This is a genomic window from Streptomyces sp. SS7 (assembly GCF_037993025.1).
GTDB lineage: Bacteria > Actinomycetota > Actinomycetes > Streptomycetales > Streptomycetaceae > Streptomyces.
The window spans coordinates 2,419,397-2,434,737 of sequence record NZ_CP141223.1; the positions used below are offsets into that span (position 1 = coordinate 2,419,397).

Annotated in this window: 11 protein-coding genes; 3 read left to right on the forward strand and 8 right to left on the reverse strand. The window is 71.5% G+C overall.

Annotation, left to right across the window (positions count from 1 at the left end; all coding sequences use genetic code 11):
- Positions 1–65 precede the first annotated feature (65 nt).
- From U5640_RS10780 to U5640_RS10810, 7 genes are all read right to left on the reverse strand, one after another.
- Entirely contained in the window at positions 66–1,769 is a 1,704-nt protein-coding gene (locus tag U5640_RS10780) for a proline--tRNA ligase (protein WP_067257630.1), read from the reverse strand.
- Between the two features lie 140 nt (positions 1,770–1,909).
- Positions 1,910–2,443, reverse strand: coding sequence for a GNAT family N-acetyltransferase (locus U5640_RS10785; RefSeq protein WP_340375568.1), 534 nt, complete (start codon positions 2,441–2,443; stop codon positions 1,910–1,912).
- Between the two features lie 21 nt (positions 2,444–2,464).
- Positions 2,465–3,313, reverse strand: a complete 849-nt coding sequence (locus tag U5640_RS10790) for a GNAT family N-acetyltransferase (protein WP_340375569.1) — start codon at positions 3,311–3,313, stop codon at positions 2,465–2,467.
- 235 nt (positions 3,314–3,548) lie between these two features.
- Positions 3,549–4,706 carry a flavodoxin-dependent (E)-4-hydroxy-3-methylbut-2-enyl-diphosphate synthase gene (gene ispG / locus U5640_RS10795; protein WP_330348219.1) on the reverse strand — a complete coding sequence of 386 codons (1,158 nt, stop codon included), beginning with the start codon at positions 4,704–4,706 and terminating at the stop codon, positions 3,549–3,551.
- Positions 4,707–4,877: 171 nt separating this feature from the next.
- Complete coding sequence (locus U5640_RS10800) at positions 4,878–6,182, reverse strand: site-2 protease family protein (protein ID WP_340375570.1); 1,305 nt, start codon at positions 6,180–6,182, stop codon at positions 4,878–4,880.
- Positions 6,179–7,432, reverse strand: a complete 1,254-nt coding sequence (gene dxr, locus U5640_RS10805) for a 1-deoxy-D-xylulose-5-phosphate reductoisomerase (RefSeq protein WP_340375571.1) — start codon at positions 7,430–7,432, stop codon at positions 6,179–6,181. The genes U5640_RS10800 and dxr overlap by 4 nt, the downstream gene beginning before the upstream one ends.
- Positions 7,433–7,782: 350 nt before the next feature.
- The gene (locus U5640_RS10810) at positions 7,783–9,759 is read right to left on the reverse strand and encodes an acyl-CoA dehydrogenase family protein (protein ID WP_340375572.1); all 1,977 of its coding nucleotides are present in this window, start codon (positions 9,757–9,759) and stop codon (positions 7,783–7,785) included.
- Positions 9,760–10,141: 382 nt separating this feature from the next.
- Between U5640_RS10810 and U5640_RS10815 the strand changes: the two genes are divergently transcribed.
- The 3 genes from U5640_RS10815 to U5640_RS10825 all read left to right on the forward strand — a co-directional run bounded on the left by U5640_RS10815 (position 10,142) and on the right by U5640_RS10825 (position 14,584).
- Positions 10,142–11,149: a LacI family DNA-binding transcriptional regulator gene (locus U5640_RS10815; protein ID WP_340375573.1), complete on the forward strand. Its 1,008-nt coding sequence runs from the start codon at positions 10,142–10,144 to the stop codon at positions 11,147–11,149.
- An 84-nt stretch (positions 11,150–11,233) separates the two neighbouring features.
- Positions 11,234–13,291, forward strand: coding sequence for a TIM-barrel domain-containing protein (locus U5640_RS10820; protein WP_340375574.1), 2,058 nt, complete (start codon positions 11,234–11,236; stop codon positions 13,289–13,291).
- Positions 13,292–13,402: 111 nt separating this feature from the next.
- Positions 13,403–14,584, forward strand: coding sequence for a sulfotransferase (locus tag U5640_RS10825; protein ID WP_340375575.1), 1,182 nt, complete (start codon positions 13,403–13,405; stop codon positions 14,582–14,584).
- A gap of 33 nt (positions 14,585–14,617) precedes the next feature.
- On the opposite strand, the gene U5640_RS10830 is transcribed toward U5640_RS10825, so the two are convergent.
- Entirely contained in the window at positions 14,618–15,331 is a 714-nt protein-coding gene (locus tag U5640_RS10830; protein ID WP_340375576.1) for a hypothetical protein, read from the reverse strand.
- Positions 15,332–15,341 lie beyond the last annotated feature (10 nt).

Here is a 15,341-nt window from a genome sequence, read left to right on the forward strand (position 1 = left end):
GGAACGGCCTGAGAGAAGCCTGTGCGGACCCCATGGACCCCGACAGAACTCTCTGAAAGCTTCCTTCAGGCGGTGAGCCTCGCGATCGCCTCGTCCACCGTGAGCTCCTCGCGCTCGCCGGTCCTGCGGTCCTTCAGCTCGACCACGCCCTCGCCCGAGCGACGGCCCGCGACCAGGATCTTCGGTACGCCGATCAGCTCGGAGTCGGTGAACTTCACGCCCGGGGAGACCCCGGCCCGGTCGTCGACCAGGACGCGCAGGCCGGCCGCCCGGAGCTTCTCGGAGACCTCCAGTGCCAGCTCGGTCTGGAGGGCCTTGCCGGCGGCGACCACGTGGACGTCGGCCGGGGCGACCTCGGCCGGCCAGCACAGGCCCTTGTCGTCGGCGGTCTGCTCGGCGAGGGCCGCGACCGCGCGGGAGACGCCGATGCCGTAGGAGCCCATGGTCACGCGGACCGGCTTGCCGTTCTGGCCGAGGACGTCGAGCTTGAGGGCGTCGGCGTACTTGCGGCCGAGCTGGAAGATGTGGCCGATCTCGATGGCGCGGTCGAGCTTGAGGCCGGTGCCGCAGTTGGGGCAGGGGTCGCCCTCCTGGACGACCACGACGTCGACGTACGTGTCGACCTCGAAGTCACGGCCCGCGACCACGTTCTTCGCGTGCATGCCGTCCTTGTTGGCGCCCGTGATCCAGGAGGTGCCGGGGGCCACGCGCGGGTCGGCGATGTAGGTGACCTTCTCGCCCAGGCCCTGCGGGCCGACGTAGCCGCGCACCAGGTCGGGGCGGCCGACGAAGTCCTCGGCGGTGACCAGTTCGACCGTCGCCGGGGCGAAGTGCGCCTCGACCTTGTCCAGGTCGACCTCGCGGTCACCGGGCACGCCCACGGCGACGATCTCGCCGTCGACCTTCACAAGGAGGTTCTTCAGCGTGTCGGAGGCCTGGACGCCGAGGTGGGCGGCGAGGGTCTCGATGGTGGGGGTGTCCGGGGTGGGGATCTCCTCCAGCGCGGGCACGCCCTCGGCGGCCACCGGCTTCAGCTCGTACGAGATCGCCTCGGTGTTGGCCGCGAAGTCGCAGTTCGGGCAGTCGGCGAAGGTGTCCTCGCCGGCGCCGGCGGGAGCGAGGAACTCCTCCGACTTGGAGCCGCCCATCGCGCCGGCGGTGGCGGCGCAGATGCGGTAGTCGAGGCCGAGGCGCTCGAAGACCCGCTGGTAGGCGTCGCGGTGCAGGGCGTAGGAGTGGGCGAGGCCCTCGTCCTCGGTGTCGAAGGAGTAGGAGTCCTTCATCAGGAACTCACGGCCGCGCAGGATGCCGGCCCGCGGACGGGCCTCGTCGCGGTACTTGTGCTGGATCTGGTACAGGATGACGGGCAGGTCCTTGTACGAGGACGCCTGGTCCTTGACCAGCAGGGTGAAGATCTCCTCGTGGGTGGGGCCGAGGAGGTAGTCGCCGCCCTTGCGGTCCTTCAGCCGGAACAGCTCCGCGCCGTACTCGTCCCAGCGGCCCGTGGCGTCGTACGGCTCACGGGGCAGGAGAGCGGGGAGCAGCACCTCCTGGGCGCCGATCGCGTCCATCTCCTCGCGGACGATCCGCTCGACGTTGGCCAGGACCTTCTTGCCGAGGGGGAGCCAGGACCAGATGCCGGCGGCGGTGCGGCGGACGTAGCCGGCGCGGACGAGGAGCTTGTGGCTGAGGACCTCGGCGTCCGCCGGGTCGTCGCGCAAGGTCTTCGCCATCAACTGGGACATGCGCTGGACCGGTGCGTTCGCCATGGTTCTCGTACTCCTGCCGGGTAAGGGTGGTGGCTGGGGGTGCCTGACACATTCCCGTCGTCCGCCCGCGGGGCGGGCCCGGCGGCGCCTGGTGCTCCCCCAGGGAGGTTAGCCGGGAGCCGGGGGTCGCCGGAAATCCGTTATTTCCTCAGCAGGGGGAGCGGGGCGCCCATGACGGCGTAGGGGCGGGGGGCGCTGGGGAACAGGACGCGGCGGGCCAGGTCCTGGTAGCCGAGGGAGCGGTAGAGCGCGCGGGCGGGGCTGTCGAAGTCGATCGCGGAGAGGATCGAGCGGGGCTGGCTCGCGCTGTCGGTGATCGCGGTGATCAGGGCCCGGCCGGCGCCGCGGTTCTGGTGGACGGGGTGGACGTGCAGTTCGGTGATGACGAAGGAGTCGTCGAGCCAGAAGTCGGTGCCCTGGGCGCGCAGGTAGGGCTCGACGACGGTGGACCACCAGTGGGTGCGGTCGTTCGGCATGCCGTAGACGAAGCCGACGAGGCGGCCCTCGCCGGTGGTGGCGCCGAGGGCCCGGGCGCCCGGGTACGTCATGTGCCGCAGGACGATCTGGCGGCGGACCGCGACCTCGTCGGGGCCGAGGCCGAAGGCGACGGCCTGCACCGCGAGGGCCTCGTCCACATGGGCGGGGAGGTCCAGGGGGCCGATGACGAGATCCATGGCGGGGAGCCTACAGGTGCGTCAGAACAGCACGCTCATGAATGCGCCGACCTCTTGGAAGCCGACCCTCCGGTACGTCCGGCGCGCGGCCGTGTTGAAGTCGTTGACGTAGAGGCTGACCACCGGGGCCACGTCCGCGAGGGCGTAGCGCAGGACCGCGGCCATGCCGGGCGCCGCGAAGCCCCTCCCCCGGTACTCCGGGGCGACCCAGACGCCCTGGATCTGGCAGGCCTGCGCGGTGGCCGCGCCGATCTCCGCCTTGAAGACGACCCTGCCGTGTTCGTCGAGGCGGGCGAAGGAGCGGCCGGAGCCGACGAGTTCCGCGACGCGGGCCTGGTAGAGCAGGCCTCCGTCGCCGGCCATCGGGGAGACGCCCACCTCCTCGGTGAACATCGCCACGCAGGCCGGCATGATCGTCTCCATCTCGTCCTTGCGGATGCGACGGACGTAGGGGTCGGGGGCCAGGTCGGCGGGCATCCGGTCGGTGACCATGAGGGGCTGGTGGGCGCGGACCTCGCGGGCGGGGCCCCAGTGGGGTTCGAGGAGGCGCCAGAGCTGGGTGGTGGACTCTGCGGGGCCGACGATGGAGGAGCAGCGGCGGCCCGCTCTGCGGGCGCGGTCGGCGAAGGCGCGGACGGCGCGGGGGGTGGCGCAGATGGGGACGAGGTTGGCGCCCGCGTAGCACAGCGACGTCAGCATGCCGTCCTCGTACCAGCCCCACATCTCGCCGCCCAGCCGCCAGGGGTCGAGGCCTGCGACCTGGACGCGGGAGGTGACGAAGGCGTTGGTCACCGGCTCGCGGTCGAGGACGGCGAGCGCGGCGTCCAGGTCGCTCGGTTCGAGGACCCGGGAGGTGGTCTGGGTCAACAACTGCGGGGCCTCACACTCAGGGCTGCTGATCCCCGCACTGTACCTGCGGAAGCTGAGCGGTGCCGCCCTGCGTGTGCCTCGCCGTTGCCTCGCCGTTGCTTCGCGGTGGGCGTCGGCTGCGGTGCCCTCCCCGGGGGCTGCCGCCCCCGGACCCCCGCATCGTCCCTGAACGGGCCTCGTCCTCAGCCGCCGGACGGGGTGGACGGTGCGGACCGGCGCCGGTCCGCAGCCCTCGTCAGCCCGCCACCGCCACCGAAGGCTCGCCCGAGGCGACTCCCTCGGCCTCCATCTGCTCGGCCAGCTTCATGGCCTCCTCGATGAGGGTTTCGACGATCTTCGACTCCGGGACGGTCTTGATGACCTCGCCCTTGACGAAGATCTGGCCCTTGCCGTTGCCGGAGGCGACCCCGAGGTCCGCCTCCCGGGCCTCGCCGGGGCCGTTCACGACACAGCCCATGACGGCCACCCGCAGGGGGACCTCCATGCCGGTGAGGCCCGCGGTGACCTCCTCGGCGAGCTTGTAGACGTCGACCTGGGCGCGGCCGCAGGACGGGCAGGAGACGATCTCCAGGCCGCGCTGCTTGAGGTTGAGGGACTCCAGGATCTGGTTGCCGACCTTGACCTCCTCGACCGGCGGGGCCGAGAGGGAGACACGGATGGTGTCGCCGATGCCCTGGGAGAGGAGCGCGCCGAAGGCGACGGCCGACTTGATGGTGCCCTGGAAGGCGGGGCCCGCCTCGGTGACGCCGAGGTGGAGGGGGTAGTCGCACTGGGCGGCGAGCTGGCGGTACGCCTCGATCATCACGACCGGGTCGTTGTGCTTGACCGAGATCTTGATGTCGCGGAAGTCGTGCTCCTCGAAGAGGGACGCCTCCCACAGGGCGGACTCGACGAGGGCCTCCGGGGTGGCCTTGCCGTACTTCTGCAGCAGGCGGCGGTCCAGCGAGCCGGCGTTGACGCCGATACGGATCGGGGTGCCGTGGTCCTTCGCCGCCTTGGCGATCTCCCGGACCTTGTCGTCGAACTGCTTGATGTTGCCGGGGTTCACGCGGACCGCGGCGCAGCCCGCCTCGATGGCCGCGAACACGTACTTCGGCTGGAAGTGGATGTCCGCGATCACCGGGATCTGCGACTTCCGCGCGATCGTCGCCAGCGCGTCGGCGTCGTCCTGGGTCGGACACGCCACCCGGACGATCTGGCAGCCGGACGCGGTCAGCTCGGCGATCTGCTGGAGCGTCGCACCGATGTCCGACGTACGCGTCGTCGTCATCGACTGGACCGAGACCGGGGCGTCACCGCCCACCGCGACCGAGCCCACCTGGATCTGCCGGCTCTTCCGGCGCTCGGCAACCCTGGTCGGAACGGACGGCATGCCGAGAGAAATCGCAGTCATCTGCTGTGCAACCCCAAGTCGTGGATCAAGGTCCAGGTCCCGTCGATGGCGGGTTCCAGGCTTCGAGATTACGGCACGGGCCCGGGCGCGAGCACATCCCGGGCCGCCAAACCCACTCAATCGAAGGCGGCCCGGGACACAGGGTGCCGGGCCGCCGCGAACGGATGCCGACTACGAGATGCGCACCGGGTTAACGACGTCCGCGATCAGCACCAGGATCGTGAAGCAGACGAAGATGCCGGCCACCACGTAGGCCACGGGCATCAGCTTCGCCACGTCGAACGGGCCCGGGTCCGGGCGGCGCAGCACGCGCGCGAGGTTGCGGCGCAGCGACTCCCACAGGGCGCCCGCGATGTGCCCGCCGTCGAGCGGGAGCAGCGGGAGCATGTTGAACAGGAACAGGGAGAGGTTGAAGCCGGCGACCACGAACACGGCCATCGCCAGCTGCTGCGAGGCAGGGATGTCCAGGGTGGCGATCTCGCCGGTGACGCGGGCGGCGCCGACGATGCCCATCGGGGAGTCGGGCTCGCGGGGGGCGTCGCCGAAGGTCGCGTTCCACAGGGCGGGGATCTTGCCGGGCAGGGCGACGAGGGAGTCGACCGCGTCGCCGACGTGGTCGGTCATCCAGGTCACGGAGTCGCCGAAGTCCTGCTTGACGACGCCGGTGGCGGCGCTGAAGCCGAGGAAGCCGGCCTTGACGTACTGGCCCTGGACGTAGGCGCCGCTGGAGTCCTTCTTGGCGACCTGGTTGGTGGCGATGGTGGCGTGCAGGGTGACGTCCTTGCCACCGCGTTCGACGACGATCGCCACGGTCTTGCCGGCGCTGTCGCGGATGAGGTCGGAGAGCGTGTCCCACTTGGCGGTGGAGACGCCGTCGAAGGAGACGATCCTGTCGCCCTTCTTCAGCCCCGCCGCCTCGGCCGGGGAGGGCTTGTCGGTGCTCTTGCAGGTGTCGCGGTTCTCGCTCTGCGCGATGACGCAGGGGGAGACGGAGGCGACGTTGGTGGTCTCCTGCTGGATGCCGAAGCCCATGAGCACGGTGAGGAACAGTCCGACCGCGAGGATCAGGTTCATGAAGGGGCCGGCGAACATGACGATGACGCGCTTCCACGGCTTGCGCGTGTAGAACATGCGCTTCTCGTCGCCGGGCTGGAGCTCCTCGAAGGCGGCCGAGCGGGCGTCCTCGATCATGCCGCGCCAGGGGGAGGTGGAGCGGGCGGTGACCCGGCCGTCCTCACCGGGCGGGAACATGCCGATCATGCGGATGTAGCCGCCGAGCGGGATGGCCTTGATGCCGTACTCGGTGTCGCCCTTCCGGCGCGACCAGAGGGTCGGGCCGAAGCCGACCATGTACTGGGGCACGCGGATGCCGAACATCTTCGCCGTGGACAGGTGGCCCAGCTCGTGCCAGGCGATCGAGAAGAGCAGGCCCACGAAGAAGACCAGAATCCCGAGGATGAACATCAGGGTCGTCATGCACGGGCCTCCGCCGTCTGCGCCGTCAGTTCCTGTGCCCGGGCGCGTGCCCAGGTCTCCGCTTCGAGGACGTCCGACACGGTGAGTGAAGTTCCCGTGGCCGGGGTGCCGTGTTCCTCGACGACCCTGGTCACGGTCTCCATGATCCCGTTGAACGGCAGTGCGCCGGCGCGGAAGGCCTCCACGCACTCCTCGTTGGCGGCATTGAACACCGCCGGGGCCGTCCCGGCGAGCTCGCCCACGTGCCGGGCGAGGTTCACCGAGGGGAAGGCCTCGTTGTCGAGCGGGAAGAACTCCCAGGTGGACGCCGTGCTCCAGTCGAAGGCGGGCGCGGCGGCGGGGACGCGCTGCGGCCAGCCGAGGCCGATGGCGATGGGCCCGCGCATGTCGGGGGGCGTCGCCTGGGCCAGTGTCGATCCGTCCGTGAACTCAACCATCGAGTGGACATACGACTGCGGGTGCACGACCACCTCAATCCGCGAGAAGGGAATGTCGTAGAGGAGGTGGGCCTCGATGACCTCCAGTCCCTTGTTGACGAGGGTCGCGGAGTTGATCGTGATGACCGGGCCCATCGACCAGGTGGGGTGGGCGAGGGCGTCCTCGACGGTCACCTGCGCCAGCTCGGCCCGGGTGCGGCCGCGGAAGGGGCCGCCGGAGGCGGTGACGACCAGCTTGCGCACGTCGGCGCGGGTGCCGGCGGCGAGGGCCTGGAAGAGGGCGGCGTGCTCGGAGTCCACCGGGATGATCTGGCCGGGCTCGGCCAGTGCCTTGACCAGCGGGCCGCCGACGATGAGCGACTCCTTGTTGGCGAGCGCGAGGGCGCGGCCCGCCTCCAGGGCGGCGAGGGTGGGCGCGAGGCCGATGGAGCCCGTGATGCCGTTGAGGACGGTGTGGCAGTCGGAGGCGGCGAGATGCGTGGCGGCGTCCGGTCCGGCGAGGATCTCGGGGAGCGGCTCCGAGGCGCCGTACGCGGCGGCGAGCGCCTCGCGCAGGGCCGGTACGGCGTCCTCGCGGGCGACCGCGACGGTCCGCACCCGCAGCCGGCGGGCCTGCTCGGCCAGGAGGGCGACCCGGCCGCCGTTGGCGGACAGGCCGGTGACCCGGAACCGGTCGGGGTTGCGCAGCACGAGGTCGACGGCCTGGGTGCCGATCGATCCGGTGGCGCCGAGGATCACCACGTCCTTGGGGCCGTCGCCCGCGACGGGGTCGTAGACGAGATGAGGGTCGGCGAGGGGGGCTGGAACGCTCATCCCCCCATTGTTGCCTGGCCCGCGAGCCGTCACGCCCATGGGTCACCGGGACCGGAGGGTGTCCGCACGACGCGGACGAACTCGGACGGCCCGAACGAACCCGGACGGCCCCGGACGGCCCGGATGGCCCGGACGCCCCGGACGCCCCGGACGCCCCCGGACGGCCCGGCAGACCCGGACGGCCCGGACGACCCCGGACGGCCCGGCAGACCCGGACGGCCTGGATGGCCCGGATGGCCCGGATGGCCTCGGACGGTCCGGACGGCCCGGGCGACCCCGGACGGTCCGGCAGATCCGGACGACCCGGACGGTCGGCTGCGTGGGCGGCCGGCCGGCCGGGGCCCGGTCCGTCACCCGATGCGGCGGTGGACGTTCTCCCGTTCGCTGGGGCCCGGTGTGGTGTCGGCGATCCACGGGCCGTCGCCCGAGGGGTCGACGACGCCCTCCTCCAGCCAGGTGTGGGCGCCCGCGAGGACGTCCTTGACGACCTTGCGGTCGGCGTCGTCGGTGTTGCTCCACAGGCGGGTGAAGAGGTCGTCGACGCGCAGCCGGGACTGGCGGCAGAAGGCGTCGGCGAGGCGGTAGGCCTCACGGCCGTGTTCGCCGCGGGTGCGCAGCAGTTCGGCGCGGACACACGCCGCGCTCATCGCGAAGAGTTCCGCGCCGATGTCGACGATCCGGCCGAGGAAGCCCTGCTTGGTCTCCATCCGGCCCTGCCAGCGGGACATGGCGTAGAAGGTGGAGCGGGCGAGCTTGCGGGCGTGCCGTTCGACGAACCGCAGATGCGCGGAGAGGTCGACGCCGCCGTACTTGAAGCCGGTGTACGACGACGGCAGCTGGCCCGGGCCGGCGACCAGCTTGGGGAGCCACTTGGCGTAGAAGACGCCGGCGTTGGCGCCCGCCCTGGCCTTGTCCTGGAGGGACTTCTCGGGGTCGATGAGGTCGCCGGCGACGGAGAGGTGGGCGTCGACGGCCTCGCGGGCGATGAGGAGGTGCATGATCTCCGTGGAGCCCTCGAAGATGCGGTTGATGCGCAGGTCGCGCAGGAGCTGTTCGGCGGGGACCGCCCGTTCGCCGCGGGCCCTGAGCGAGTCGGCCGTCTCGAAGCCGCGGCCGCCGCGGATCTGGATGAGTTCGTCGGCCATCCGCCAGCCCATCTCGGAGGCGAAGAGCTTGGCCAGCGCGCCCTCGATGCGGATGTCGTTGCGGTCCTCGTCGGCCATCTGGGACGACAGGTCGAGCACCGCCTCCAGGGCGAAGGTGGTGGCGGCGATGAAGCTGATCTTCGAGCCGACCGCCTCGTGGTCGGCGATCGGCTTGCCCCACTGCTCGCGGGCCGTGGACCATTCACGGGCGATCTTCAGCGACCACTTGCCTGCGGCGACGCAGGACGCGGGCAGGGAGAGCCGGCCGGTGTTGAGGGTGGTGAGGGCGATCTTGAGCCCGGCGCCCTCGGGGCCGATGCGGTTCGCGGCGGGGACCCTGACCCGGTGGAAGCGGGTGACGCCGTTCTCGATGCCGCGCAGGCCCATGAACGCGTTGCGGTTCTCCACGGTGATGCCGGGCGAGTCGCTCTCCACGACGAAGGCGGAGATGCCGCCGGGGTGGCCCTCGCTCCTCGGGACGCGGGCCATCACGACCAGGAGGTCGGCGACGACGCCGTTGGTCGTCCACAGCTTGACGCCGTCGAGGACGTAGTCGTCCCCGTCGGGCACCGCGCTGGTGGCGAGCCGGGCCGGGTCGGAGCCGACGTCGGGCTCGGTGAGCAGGAAGGCGCTGATCGCCGTGGTGGCGCAGCGCGGCAGGAAGGCCTGCTTCTGCTCGGGGGTGCCGAACATCTTCAGCGGCTGCGGGACGCCGATCGACTGGTGGGCCGAGAGCAGCACGCCGACGGCGGGGCTGGCCGAGCCGACCAGGGCCAGCGCCTTGTTGTAGTAGACCTGGGTGAGGCCGAGACCGCCGTACTTGGGGTCGATCTTCATGCCGAGGGCGCCGAGTTCCTTGAGGCCGCTGACGACCTCGTCGGGGATCCGGGCCTCGCGCTCGATCAGCGCCCCGTCGATCCGCGTCTCGCAGAACGCGCGGAGCTTGGTGAGGAACTGCTCGCCGCGCCGGACGGCCTCGTCGGTGGGGAGCGGATGGGGGTGGATCAGGTCCAGGCGGAACCGGCCCAGGAACAGTTCCTTGGCGAAGCTGGGCTTGCGCCAGTCCTGTTCCCGGGCGGCCTCCGCCACCTGGCGTGCCTCACGCTCGGTGACGGTGGGTTTCTTCAGGGGTGGTGCGGACAAGAGGCTCACCTCGCCGCGAATCGGGATCATGGACCACATCGGTTACCGATGGGTGCTACTCGATCGTTGGTACCCGATCCGGGACGACCCCGCCACCCTTCGCGTGCCCCCATGGGCCTGTCCCGGCCGAGGGCGACGGCGGGCGGCCCGGCGTCCGGGCCGCCCGTGCACCGGGAGACTCCGGTGCGGGGGGCGTGCGCCGTACGAGTGCCCGGGGGAAGCCGTCCGGGCCGTCGCCCCCGTCGCGGCGGGGCGGAAAAGAGGCCGTACTCTCGCTTCACGGGGTGCCCGCAACTCGTTGTCGAAGCGCTTCGACAGCCTATGGACACCCACCTCCGCTGGGGCTACTGTCGAACCACCCTCATCCCCTCTTGTTCACCCTGCGCACTGTCGAAGCGCTTCACAAAGCTTGGAGAGCTGGATGGTCACCCTCGCCGAGGTCGCCCAGCACGCCGGAGTCTCGGCGAGCACGGTGAGCTATGTCCTCAGTGGCAAGCGGTCCATCTCCACGACCACCCGGCAGCGGGTCGAGCGGAGCATCCGCGAGCTGGGCTACCACCCGAACGCGGGCGCGCGGGCGCTGGCCAGCAGCAGGTCGAACATCATCGCGCTGATGGTCCCGCTGCGCACCGACATGTACGTGCCGGTGATGATGGAGATCGCCATCGCGGTGGCCACCACGGCCCGCACCCACGGCTACGACGTGCTGCTGCTCACCGGCGAGGAGGGCCCCGACGCGGTGCGGCGGGTCACCGGCAGCGGTCTCGCCGACGCCATGATCCTGATGGACGTCCAGCTCGACGACGAACGGCTGCCGCTGCTGCGGCAGACGGACCGGCCCTCGGTACTGATCGGACTGCCCGCCGACACCACCGGTCTGACCTGTGTCGACCTCGACTTCACGGCGACCGGCGCCCTGTGCGTGGAGCATCTGGCCGCGCTCGGCCACCGCGACGTCGCCGTCATCGGCGAGGCGCCCGCGGTGTACGAGCGACACACCGGCTTCGCCGAGCGCACGCTCGACGGACTGCGCTCCCGCGCCCGGGAGACGGGGGTACGGCTGCTGCACCGCCCCTGTGAGGGCGGGTACGACGCGATGGCCGTGACCCTGGCCCGGATCCTGGACGAACGCCCGGGCACGACCGGGTTCGTCGTGCAGAACGAATCGGCGGTCGAACCCCTGCTCGCCCTGCTGCGCCAGCAGGGCCGGGCCGTCCCCGAGGACGTCTCCGTGGTCGCGATCTGCCCCGAGCAGGTCGCCGTCCAGGCCTCGGTGCGGCTGACCTCGGTCGCCATCCCCGCCCAGGAGATGGGCCGGCACGCCGTGGAGCGTCTGGTGGCCAAGCTCGACGACCGGGGGACGGACGACGTCGTGCTGATCGAACCGGCGTTGACGGTCCGGGCGAGCACCGGCCCGGCCGCGCACTGAGGTCTCCCCCGCTCTCCCCTCCCCGTTGTGCCACGCCAGGGCACCCCCATGTCCGCACTCCTCCAGGAGCACAGGAGCCCCCTCGTGAATCAGCCTGCCGAAACCCAGCCCCCGCAGGGCACGCTCAGCCTCGCGCAGTCCTCCCCCACCGTCGGCACCTTCCGCGAGCGGGACGGCGCGCTGGAGTGGAGCGGCCGCCAGGAGACCCTCCGGATCGAGCCGTGGGGGCCGGACGCGGTCCGGGTCCGCGCCCGGCTCGGCGGTCCCGTGCTCGACGGACTGCCGGGCGCCCTGCTGGACGCGGCGCCGCCGACGCCGTACACGATCAAGACCGAGGACGGGCGGGGGGTGCTGACCGTCGGCGGGCTCACCGTCGAGGTCGACGCCGAGGGCCTGATCCGCTTCCTGCGCACCGACGACGGCGGCGAGGTGCTGGCCGAGGAGCGCGCCCACTTCTGGTGGCCCGGCTCGCGGCTCTACACGGCCGTCGGCAACGGGTACCACCGGCTGGAGCAGCGGTTCGCCGCGTACGAGGACGAGAAGCTGTACGGGCTCGGCCAGCACCAGCACGGGCGGTTCGACCAGAAGGGGCTGGTCCTGGACCTGGTGCAGCGCAACGCCGAGGTCGGCATCCCGGTGCTGTCGTCCAGCCGCGGCTACACCCTGCTGTGGAACAACCCGGCGATCGGCCGGGTGGAGCTGGCCGGCAACGGCACCCGCTGGGTGGCCGACTCCGCCCGGCAGATCGACTACTGGATCACGGCGGGCACCCCGGCCGACGGGCAGCGCCGCTACAGCGCGGTCACGGGCCGCACGCCGATGCTGCCGGAGTGGGCGGCGGGCTTCTGGCAGTGCAAGCTGCGCTACCGCACCCAGGACGAACTCCTCGCCGTGGCCCGCGAGTACAAGCGCCGGGGCCTGCCGATCTCCGCGATCGTCTGCGACTTCTTCCACTGGACGCACCTCGGGGACTGGCGGTTCGACCTGACGGAGTGGCCCGACCCGGCAGGCCTGGTACGGGAGTTGGCCGAGCTGGGCATCAAGCTGGTGGTGAGCGTGTGGCCTTCGGTGTCGCCGCTGAGCGAGAACCACCAGCTGATGGAGCAGCGCGGCCACTTCATCGGCACCCAGTACGGGCCGCTGGCGCACGCCGACTGGCCGGACAAGGAGGTCGCCTCCACGGTCCAGGTGGCGTTCTACGACGCGACGAACCCGGAGGCCCGGGAGTTCGTGTGGTCGCGCGTCCGGGACAACTACCTGCTGCCGTACGGCATCACGGCCTTCTGGCTGGACGCCTGCGAACCGGAGCTGAAGCCGGGCTTCCAGGAGAACCTGCGCTACTGGGCGGGTCCCGGTCTGGAGGTCGGCAACCTCTACCCGGCGGAGAACGCCCGTACCTTCTACGAGGGCCTGCGCGCCGAGGGCGAAGAGGTCGTCACGCTCAACCGGTCGGCGTGGGCGGGCAGTCAGCGCTGGGGCGCGGCCCTGTGGTCGGGTGACATCGGCACCGACTTCCCGACCCTGCGACGGCAGATCGCGGCCGGCCTCAACACCGCGCTGTCGGGCATCCCCTGGTGGAACACGGACATCGGCGGCTTCCACGGCGGCGACCCGGACGACCCGGCGTACCGCGAGGTGATGGTCCGCTGGTTCCAGTTCGGGGCGCTGTCCCCGCTGATGCGGCTGCACGGGTTCCGCGACCCGGGCATGCCGCTCGGGCCGGACATGACCGGCGGCCCGAACGAGGTGTGGTCGTACGGCGAGGAGGCGGGCACGGTCCTGGAGAAGTACCTGCGGCTGCGCGAGCGGCTCAAGCCGTACGTCCTCGACGTCATGCGGGAGGCCCACGAGGAGGGGCTGCCGCCGATGCGGCCGCTGTTCCTGGAGTTCCCGGACGACCCGGCGGCCTGGCCGGTCGACGACTCCTACCTGTTCGGCCGGGACCTGCTGGTCGCCCCGGTGCTGGAGGCGGGGGCCAGGGAGCGCACGGCGTACCTTCCGGCGGGGGCGCGCTGGACGGACGCGTGGACGGGTGACCCGTACGCGGGCGGCAGGTCCGTGACGGTCGACGCGCCGCTGGACCGGATCCCGCTGTTCCTGCGCGACGGAGCTCGGCTGCCGGTGGCCGAATCACCGTCGTAACGCGCGAACACCCGTGTGGCAAAAGGGAGTTGGTGGGGTAGAGGGCTGGCGTTCCGTCGGCGTCCAGCCGGCTTTCCGCTGCCCCTCCAGCGCCACGAAAGGGTGTGCCCCATGTCCGCGCCTCCCCTCGCCCTCACCCTCGCCCACCAGCTGCTGCGGCCGGGGTTCGCCTCGCGCCGCAGCCCGGACCGGGCCTTCGACCGGCTGGCCGCCTCGGCCGGGCCGGTGGACGCGGTGTTCTCCGCCGAGTTCCGGTTCCTGCTGCGCCACTGGGCCCGGGACGAGCGCCTCACCCCGGTCGGCTGGTCGTCGGCCCAGGGCCATGTGCGCCGGCACCTCGCCAACCGCGCCCGCATCCGGCGGCTGATCGCCGAGCACCCCGGGATCGTCCGGGAGCCGGTCGAACGGCCCGTGTTCGTGGTCGGTCTGCCGCGCACCGCCACCACCCTCACCCACGGTGTGCTGTCCCTCTCCGAGCAGCACCGATGTCCCCGCCTCTGGGAGCTGCTCACGCTGGACCTCCAGGGGAGCGCGCGGCAGCGCAGGCGGGCGGTGGCGGCGGCACGCGGACTGGTCGGCGCGATCAACCTGTTCTCCCCGCGCTACCGCGACATCCATCCGATGGCCGCCGAGGGCCCCGAGGAGTGCACCTTCGCCCTCCCCCACACGATCATGCCGCTGTCCCAGGCCCGGATCCCCGCGTACCGGGACCGGCACTACGAGCGGGACTTCCGGCCGGACTACGCCTACCTCAAGCAGATCTACCAGGTGCTCCAGTACGGCCGTCCGCGCCGCCGCTGGGTGCTGAAGTCGCCGCTGCACACCGAGAACCTGGACGCGCTGCTGTCGGTGTTCCCGGACGCGACGATCGTGTGGACCCACCGTGATCCGGCCGACGTGGTGCCCTCGTTCTGCAGTCTGATCGAGCACGGCATGGCGATCACCGTGCGCCCGCTGGACCTGCACGACCTCGGCAGGACCTGGCTGGAGCTGCTGAGCCGCTCCATGACCCGGGGGCTCGCCGCCCGCTCCGCGGTCCCCCGCGGGGCGCTGATCGACGTGCCCTACTCCTGGCTGGGCGCCGACCCGGCGGCGGGCGCTCCCAAGCTCTACGACGCGATCGGCGCCCGCTGGACCGAGGCCGACGCGGCCCGGCTGCCCGCGGTCGCGGCGCGCCCCAAGGGCACCCGGCCGCACCGCTACGACCTGGCCCGCTACGGCCTGACCCGGGCCGACGTCGACACCGCGTTCGCCGACTACAACGCGCTGCGGGCCGAGGTCGACCGGGCGTGAGAGCCCCGGCGCCGGCCCCGGCCCGCCGGTCCGTCAGCTGCTGCTGACGGTCAGGTTGTTGGTGACGAAGTCGAGGCCGCCCGAGGACGAGGTGATCTCGTACCCGAACTGCACGTCACCGATGGTCTCGTTGCCGAACCAGCCCTTGGTGTCCTTGATCCATTTCAGGATCGGCAGGATGTTCACGGTGCCGGACGACGAGTCCGAGGTGCGCAGGAACGAGAACACCTGGTTCGCGCCGTTGCTGCCCTTGTAGACGGTCCAGGTGTGGCCGCCGAGGGTGACATTGCCCTGCGAGGTGCCGAGGGGACCGACGGCGCCGTTGTAGTTGACCCAGAGCATGATCTCGTAGTCGTGGTCCGTGTCCCAGATGTCGTACGACGTGTTGTACGCGCCGGACGCGGGGACCGTGACGTTGTAACTGCTGGAGAGCGAGCCGAGGGAGGTGATCGACTTGTTGATCACCTTCTTGGCGTCGGGGTAGGACTTGATGCCGCCGGTGTTGGGGTGGTTGGCCCAGACTCCCCAGTTGGTGCCGGAGTTGGCCCAGACGCACTGGCTGCCTGCGCCGGAGCCCCAGATGTTGTTGTAGAGCGTGTAGCCGTTGAGGCCGGTGTTGCCCCACCGGTCGCAGGAGTTCCAGACGGCGGCCGAGGCGGGGGCCGAGGCGAGGGCGACGGTCGCGCCGAGGGCCAGGGTGGGGGCGATCAGGGCCTTGGCGACCCTGCCGAGCGTGCGTGGTGCCATGGTGTCCCTT